Source organism: Nostocoides japonicum T1-X7 (assembly GCF_001046855.1).
GTDB classification, from domain to species: Bacteria; Actinomycetota; Actinomycetes; order Actinomycetales; family Dermatophilaceae; genus Nostocoides; species Nostocoides japonicum.
Genome location: NZ_HF570958.1, coordinates 4,771,890 through 4,773,408 on the forward strand (window position 1 = coordinate 4,771,890; position 1,519 = coordinate 4,773,408).

3 protein-coding genes are annotated in these 1,519 nt (G+C 72.5%); all 3 read left to right on the forward strand.

Annotation, left to right across the window (positions count from 1 at the left end):
- Positions 1-832 (forward strand): transcription termination factor NusA (gene nusA / locus BN12_RS21670; RefSeq protein ID WP_083454841.1); only part of this gene is annotated, 832 nt, incomplete at its 5' end.
- A gap of 11 nt (positions 833-843) precedes the next feature.
- A complete protein-coding gene (locus tag BN12_RS24060; RefSeq protein ID WP_083454842.1) occupies positions 844-1,173 on the forward strand; it encodes a YlxR family protein in 330 nt (109 codons plus the stop codon).
- Between the two features lie 96 nt (positions 1,174-1,269).
- On the forward strand, positions 1,270-1,519 hold a 250-nt coding region (locus BN12_RS21675), incomplete at its 3' end, for a translation initiation factor IF-2 N-terminal domain-containing protein (RefSeq protein ID WP_157635770.1).

The window sequence follows — 1,519 nt, forward strand, 5'->3', positions numbered from 1 at the left end:
GCGCGTGCGGCGCGAGCTGGGGCCGGAGTTCGACGACACGCCGAGCGGCTTCGGCCGGGTGGCGGCCTCGACGGCTCGGCAGGTCATCGTCCAGCGGTTGCGGGACATCGAGGACGAGGCCGTCATGGGCGACTTCCGCGGTCGTGAGGGCGACGTCGTGTCCGGGGTCATCCAGCAGAGCTCGGACCCGCGCGTCGTCACCGTCGACTTCGGCACGGTCGAGGGCGTGCTGCCCGCCGCCGAGCAGGTGCCGGGGGAGCGGTACGTCCACGGCGAGCGGCTGCGGTGCCTCGTCGTCAGCGTGCGCCGCGGCCCGCGGGGCCCCCAGATCGGCCTCTCCCGGACCCACCCGAACCTCGTCCGCAAGCTCTTCGCCCTCGAGGTGCCCGAGATCGCCGACGGGACGGTGGAGATCGCGGCCCTCGCCCGCGAGGCGGGGCACCGAACGAAGATCGCCGTCCACGCCAAGGTTCCCGGCGTCAACGCCAAGGGCGCCTGCATCGGCCCCATGGGAGCCCGCGTCCGAGCGGTCATGACCGAGCTGCACGGCGAGAAGATCGACATCGTCGACTGGAGCCCCGACCCGGCGACCTTCATCGCGGCTGCGCTCTCGCCGTCACGGGTGGAGTCCGTCGAGATCGTCGACCCCCAGCTGCGGGCCGCCCGCGTCATCGTCCCCGACTACCAGCTGTCCCTCGCCATCGGCAAGGAGGGGCAGAACGCCCGGCTCGCCGCCAAGCTGACCGGTTGGCGGATCGACATCCGGCCCGACACGCCCCCAGCGGGTGGTCCCGGAGGCTCGGCCCCGTCGCCGCGGACACCGGGCGCCTGACGTCCGGTACGATGGACGAGACCGACCGGACTGGACTCCGGCCGCCGATCCGCACGTGTGTGGGGTGTCGACGGACGGATAGCCGGTCGGCACTCCTGCGAGTGGTCGCCGCGACGGCGCCGGACGGGTCCCCCGTCGTGGTGCCGGACCCGGCGCGCCGAGCCGGGGGACGTGGCGCGTGGCTGCACCCCCGACTCGAGTGCTTCGAGCAAGCCATCCGTCGCCGGGCCTTCGGGCGCGCGCTGAGAAGCAGCGTTCCCCTCGACCCGGCTCCGGTCCTGGCCCACCTCGAGGAGCGCGAGCAGAGACCGTCCGAGCAAGAGAACCGAAAGCGGGTTTGACGCTGATGAGCACCCGATGAGTACTCAGCGATGAGCATCCCCCAGCACTAACGACGGTCCGCGCCCGTTCCGGCACGGACCAGGAACAGGAGAAACGTGGCAAAGGTCCGTGTCAGCGCCCTCGCGAAGGAAGTGGGCGTGACGAGCAAGGTCCTCCTCGAACGTCTCAACGAGATGGGCGAGTATGTGAAGACCGCGAGCTCGACGGTGGAGGCGCCGGTCGTCCGCCGCTATCAGGAGCGCTACGGCGTCGAGAAGCCCGCCGAGAGGTCCGCTCCCGCCAAGAGGGCCGTCCCGGCCCCGAGCGCCCCCGCCCGGCCGGCGACGTCGGCGCCGGCGTCGGCCG